Origin of the sequence: Candidatus Alcyoniella australis (genome assembly GCA_030765605.1) — a bacterium.
In the GTDB taxonomy this organism is placed as follows: domain Bacteria; phylum Lernaellota; class Lernaellaia; order JAVCCG01; family Alcyoniellaceae; genus Alcyoniella; species Alcyoniella australis.
On the sequence record JAVCCG010000075.1, the window covers coordinates 1 to 6584 of the forward strand.

3 protein-coding genes are annotated in these 6584 nt (G+C 61.3%); 1 reads left to right on the forward strand and 2 read right to left on the reverse strand.

Annotated elements, in window-relative coordinates; all coding sequences use genetic code 11:
- Positions 1–401 precede the first annotated feature (401 nt).
- Both P9M14_08390 and P9M14_08395 read right to left on the reverse strand, forming a co-directional pair.
- A complete protein-coding gene (locus P9M14_08390; protein ID MDP8255753.1) occupies positions 402–1565 on the reverse strand; it encodes a pyridoxal phosphate-dependent aminotransferase in 1164 nt (387 codons plus the stop codon).
- Between the two features lie 15 nt (positions 1566–1580).
- Entirely contained in the window at positions 1581–3974 is a 2394-nt protein-coding gene (locus tag P9M14_08395; protein ID MDP8255754.1) for a hypothetical protein, read from the reverse strand.
- 538 nt (positions 3975–4512) lie between these two features.
- Here P9M14_08395 and gspD point away from each other — a divergent pair.
- On the forward strand, positions 4513–6584 hold a 2072-nt coding region (gene gspD / locus P9M14_08400), incomplete at its 3' end, for a type II secretion system secretin GspD (GenBank protein MDP8255755.1).

Sequence of the window (6584 nt, forward strand, 5' to 3'; positions counted from 1 at the left end):
AAGGGCAATCGTACTTGCCCGGAATTACAGGGAAATCGCGGTTTTTTTCGAAAGATTATCGCATGCATGCGGTTTCAAGATTACCCTGATTAATCAGCAACTTGCGCGACAGGGAAAAGCAGTATATGAACATCGCATGGAGCCAAATCGCGATTACCAAGTAATTTCAACGACTATACGCGCTTCGTAACCTATACGAAATCTGTGATTTGAAATCCCAATTCGTATGCAACACCTCAAGCAATTTATCAGAGGTTCGCGTGCAACTCGATGTTAAATAAGGATTACAGTATGGTTTTTCGGTGAACCCGATAGGTAAAGTATTACTTGACCTTATCGCCCTAAGTCGCTGAAAAATAGGCTTCGATGGGCAATGTTGGAAATGTCGCCGGTCGGGTCGGTCAGAGCTTTTCCAGGGCAGCGCGCATCCGGCGCAGCGCCTCCTCGATATTCTGGATCGAGGCGGCGTACGACAGGCGCAGATACCCTTCGCCGAACTTGCCAAAGCTCGTGCCGCTGAGGGTCGCCACCCCGGCCTCCTGCAGGAAGTAATCCTCGAGGAAGCGCGAATCTTTGCCTGTTTCCGTGATGTTGGGGAACACGTAGAACGCGCCGCGCGGTCTGCGGCAGCTCACGCCCGGCAGGTCGTTCAGCCCATCGACGATCACGTCGCGCCGACGTTTGAACTCGGCGACCATTGTGTGTACATCGTCCTGGGGACCGGAAATCGCTGCAATACAGGCACGTTGCACCGCCGTGTTGGTGCACGAGTTGGAGTTGGTTTGCAGCCGCGCCACCCCGGCCGCCAGCTCGTGGGGCATGATCCCGTAGCCCACGCGCCAGCCGGTCATGGCGTAGGTCTTTGAAAATCCATCAAGAATTATCGTGCGCTCCAGCATGCCGTCAATGGCGGTCAAGGTCTCGAACTTGCCCTCATAGAGGATGTTGAGGTAGACCTCGTCGCTTAAAACCCAGAGATCATGCTGCTTTGCCAGATCCGCCACCCGCCGCACATCTTCGGCGGTCAGCACGCCGCCCGTGGGGTTCTGCGGCGAATTAAGTATTAAAAGCTTGGTCTTAGGCGTTATCAGCGCGGCCAGCTCGTCCACGTCGAACACGAAATCGAGCTCCTCGCGCAGCCTGATCGGCACGGGCTTGGCCCCGACAAAGTTGATCACCGACTCGTAAATCGGGAACCCCGGATTAGGGTAAATCACCTCGTCACCCTCGTTGACCAGGGCCATAATAGTGAAAAACATTATGGGCTTGGCACCCGGTGTGACCACCACCATATCGGAATCAAGCTCGATCCCACGCCGCTTGCCCGCGTCGTGGGCGATCGCCTTGCGCAGGTCCGGAAGGCCCGCGGACGGGCTGTAATGCGTGTACCCGCTGTCCAGCGCCTGCTTCATCGCCTCGATGATGTGACGCGGAGTGTCAAAGTCCGGCTCGCCGATCTCGAGCTCGATCACAGAGCGGCCCTGGGCCTGCAATGCGCGGGCTTTGGCCAAAACCTCGAACGCCGTCTCAGTCCCCAGCCGTGACATCCTATCTGCGAACTTCACGTCATCACTCCTTTTTTAGGACGATGCCTGTTCTATGTATCGCGCGTAATCGAGGATCGCCGCGAGCATCGACTGCGAGTCGAGGCCGCCCTCCTCCAGCACTTTCTCGGCCTTGCCGCTGCCCAAATAGCGCCCGCCCTTGAACGGATGCAGCGTGCGTTTCCGCCCCTCGAACGAGCTGATCCAGCGGTAGATCGTGGGTAGGGTAAACCCCGTAATTCCCATGGCTTCACGCGCGCGCGCCTCGGGGAAGATCGCCTGCTGCTCATCCGACGGCAACAGGTCGAACAGCTCGGAGCTGGCAACGTAATACACGTTGAGGTTGATCCCCTGTTTGCGCAGCTCGGGCAGTACGTCAAAGGTGAAATTGATCCCAACTTCGCTGCCTTGGAGCACCAGCGTACCGTGGTAGGGTTTGACATCCGGGTCGCCCGCCACCAGTTTGTAGAGCCCCTTGATCGCGGCGGATGCGGGCGCCACGCCCAAGACCGCGCGGTCGGGCACGATCTCGTTGGGACGCGTGACAAACGGGCAGAGCACTGCCGGACGCGCGCTGATTCCGGCCATCAGCAGCGGCCAGACCTCCTGTGGTTCCCAGGGGGTAAGCGTGATCAGGATCCCGCGCGGGAAGTTCTCCTGAAGCAGCTGTAAACACTGGGGATCGGCGTGGGTCGGGCCGTCCTCGCCGGTCTTGATACCCGCGTGGGCGTTGACCATGATGAACGTGCGGAACGGGTCGCCCGTCAGGTCGTGCATGTTCTGTTGGCCGATGCCGTGCAGCCGCGCAATGATGTGCTCCAGCGCCGCGATGAACGCGCCGTAGGACGATGTGCAGCCGATGTGCCGGCCGAAGCTCGAGACCCCGGCCATCAGCCCGCCCATGGCGTCCTCGCAGATCCCGCCCACTGCCACCAGGCGGCCAGTTGGATTGGTTGCCGCGTTGTAAAATCCCTCGGACAGGCCCTTGGCCGCCTTGGAGATCGATGTCGAGTCGGCCAGATCCGCAGCGCAAGCCAGCAAAGCGCCGCCGGTTGCGAGGTTGAGCTGATTGAGAGCATCGCCCAGGGCGCCGCGCAGGGTGGCCTTGGAACCGGGCTCGAGCACCAGTTTGTCGGGCACCTGATCGGCCCGCAGCTCGCCTGAATACAGCGCCTCAAGCTTGGGAGCGCCCTGCCGCGGGGCGCGCGCGAGCCCTGCCAGACGCTCCTTGGATAGGCCCAGGCGCTGCACTGCAAAGCTTGCGGCCGCGCCCTCCTGCTCCAGGGCCTCGCGCATGGCGATCAGCGTTTCAAAGAAAATCTGCTCGATCGACTCGTTGGACCCGCAGTCGGTGGGCCTGGGGAAGCGCTTGCCAAAGCGTTGTTCAAACGGTTCTGCAACGTATTTAAAGTAGTTCTCAGAGCAGAACCCGTGCCCCGCGCCGTGTGACTTGCGGCCCTCAATGCCGTAGTGCCAGCCCTTGATCGTGCGATAGACGATCGCCGTGGGCTGATCGGAAATCCCGGCCTTGGCCAGGACCTGCGCAGCCAGCACCTGACGCAGGTCAAAGCCGTCCTCAACCTCGATCACGTTCCAGTCGTGGGTGTAGCACAGCTCAGTGGGATTCCACTGCACGTAGTCGCCGGGCTGGCCCTGGTCGGCGCACACGCGGTTGGAATCGATGGACGCTTGGTTCCAATCCACGTGCAGCACAATGTTGCGCAGATTGGCCGTGGCAGCGGCTGCCAGCGCCTCGTGCACGCGGCCCGGGGTCATGCCGCCCTCGCCCTCGAGCACGTTGACCTGCGGCGCGGCGTCGCCGAAATAATCCAGAGCAGCCAACGCCAGGCCGAACGCCGCGGGCACGCCTACGCCCGATGCGCCGGTGGCCAGCGAAACAAAGGGCATGGCCGGCGTCGGATGGCCATCCAGAGGTTTGCAGTTGAACTTTTTAAACAGCGGCGTTTCCTGAGTGCGGTTGCGCCGAAAACCAAGCAGATCCTCCCAGCGCAGCTGCATTCGCTCCTGGGCCAGCAGCTGCGGCGCGCCGATTCTGATCAGCTCGTTGCGCAGCGCCCACATCGCGTAGAGCCCCAGCGCCTTGTGCCCGGCCGCGTAGACCAGCATGTCCGCCGCCTCTTCTCTTGGCTGCGAGAAGTCGTAGTCCATGGTGCCGTAGAACAGCGATGACACGATCCGACCCGACGAGATGCTGCCGCCCGGATGGCCCGAGGTCGGCGCGCAGTTGTAGAGCACGCCGCACAGTGTGCGGTAGACAAAGTCGATGGTCTCCAGGGCCGCTAGCCCCTGGTCTTCCAGCGGCAGCTCGATGTGCTCGAGCACGTCTTTGATCCGAAACAGCCTAGCGCGTCGAGGTCCAAAGACATCGGTCCGGGCAAGACGCACGATCTTGTCGGGTAATGCTGTCATTGCTGTGCCCTCCAGCCTTGGGCGCAAAAGTGGGATTAGCTTGTATCTATAATTTATGATTCCCGCGAAGCTTCGTCAAGGCTCGTCTTACGCGGCCCGATTGCCGGAGAATCGCCCTTCGCATCTGTGGCTTGGTTGCGCGTATCAGCCTACGCGCATGCCCCAAGGTGAGCTGCATCGTATGTGCTAAAAACAGCACTTAATCATCTGGTTGTGGAATTATCATGTTCGAGCGACGCCTGGCACGGCCCTTGCGTTGTGTTAGGTTCGGCTCCGAGGAGCAACATGGATGTCGTTAAACGCAAACACAGGACACACAGGGCCGCGTTTCTTCATTTCGATCCTCCTTTCTCCAGCGGCGGCAGCGTCGAAGTCGTCGTCAACGCTGCCGCCGCTAAACTCTTTTTCGGATTGGAAAGACCAACTTGATTTTTCCCTTACCGAGCCCTATGATTTTGCAAATTTTGGAGTCTTTTACCGAATATACTCGCTCTGGACGGTTCGACGTTCCGGGGCGCCCAATCGAGGAGCATACATGATGGGCATCAGGCCTATCTCTATTCTGTTGATCGCCTTGTCAGTCGCCCTGCTGCTGTCGATCCCGGCCCTGGCCCAGGACGAGGACGGCCCGGGTGCGAGCCTGGGTACGACTGCCGACGAGGGGGACGCAACGGCGTCCGGATCGAGCCGCTGCACCGAGTCCGACCAGGTCGACATCTCGTGCACTGACTGCGACATCTCCCAGATCACGCAGATCATCAGCGTTGTTACGGGCACCCACTTTCTGCTGGACAAAAAGGTCACAGGCAAATACACGATCCTCTCGCCCTCTTGCGTGAGTGCGGAGGACGCCTACCAGATCTTCCTCTCGGTGCTCGAGATCAACGGCTTCACTACTGTCAAGATGGGCGCCGTGACCAAAATCGTGCCGCGCAAGAACGGCGGTAAAGTCCCGGTGACCACCTACACCGGCACCGACATTCCCGAGGCCACGGACGAATTCATCACCCAGCTCTACCCGCTGAACTACATCAACTCCGCAGAGGTGTCCAGCGCCCTGCGCAACTTGGTCTCGGGCGAGGGCAACCTGTTCGCCTACGCTCCGAGCAACACCCTGGTGATCCTCGATTCGGCGGCCAACGTCAACCGCATCGTACGCATCATCCAGCGGCTGGACGTCGAGGGAACCGAGGAGCAGATCGAAGTCATCCCGCTCAAGTATTCCTCCGCACCGGTGGTGGCCGAGGAAATCCTCTCGCTGTTCGGCGACCAGGCCGGAGTCGCAGCCCCGGCCCGCGGCCGCACCACGCGCACCAGCTCGACGAGCAGCTCGCGTAGAGCGCGCACCCAAACCGCGAGTTCTTCGCGCCTCAGAGGATCCGCGGCTTCCGAATCGGGCGTGATCACCAAGGTCATCGCCGACCTGCGCACCAACTCGCTGGTGGTCAAGGCCAACCGCGTGGGCCTGCGCAAAATCCGCGACCTGGTGGCCAAGCTCGACGTACCGATTCCCGGCGGCGAGGGCAAGATCCACGTGATCTACCTCAAGAACGCCGACGCCGAGGAGCTGGCCCAGGTGCTGGCCGCCCTGGCCGGCAACAGCCCGGTGGCCGGCGGCGCGACGCGTGCGACCAGCCAGCGCAATCAGCAGGCCGGCGGCGCTTCGGCCGGTGGCGTGTTCGGCGCAGCGGGCGCGACGGCTCCGAGGGCCTCGGGGGTCACTGGAGGCGGTGCTCCGACGGTGGCCAACTTCGAGGGCGAGGTGCGGATCACCTCCGACCCGGGGACCAACTCGCTGGTGATCGTGGCCAACCCGCACGATTTCCAGACGCTCAAAGACGTGATCGATAAGCTCGACATCCCGCGGCGCCAGGTGTTCGTCCAGGCCTTGATCATCGAGATCACCCTTGAGAAGGGTCTCGACCTGGGCTTTGAGGCCCGCTCCACATCCGACTTCACCGACGACGGCGTGCAGGTCATCGGCGGGTCGAACTTCGGCGGCATCAACCAGGCCGCCACCAACCCGCTGGGCATCACCGGCCTAGCCATCGGCGCAGTGGACGGCACGATCAGCTTCGGCGGACAGACCTTCGCCAACATCGGCGCGCTGTTCCGCGCCATCCAATCCGACTCCGACGTCAACGTGCTATCGACCCCGACCCTGCTGGCCATGGACAACATGGAAGCCGAGATCGTGGTCGCGGACAACGTACCGTTCGTCACCGGCCAGCTCTACTCCGCGGGCGGCGGCGGCGGATTCACCCCGACCACAACCATCGAACGCAAGGACGTGGGCATCACGCTCAAGGTCACACCGCAGATCAACGAGAGCGACTACGTCAAACTCGAGATCTACCAGGAGGCGAGCAACGTCACCAAATCGCCCGAGGGCCTGCAGGCCTCCAACGTCGGAGTAACCACCAGCAAGCGCTCGGCCACCACCACCGTGGTGGTCAAGGACCGCCAGACCGTGATCATCGGCGGCTTGATGAAAGAGGACTCCTCGATCATCGAGAGCAAGGTGCCGATCCTCGGCGACATCCCGGTTCTGGGCTATCTTTTTAAGTACCAGAATCGATCCAACAAGAAGACCAACCTGGTGATCTTCCT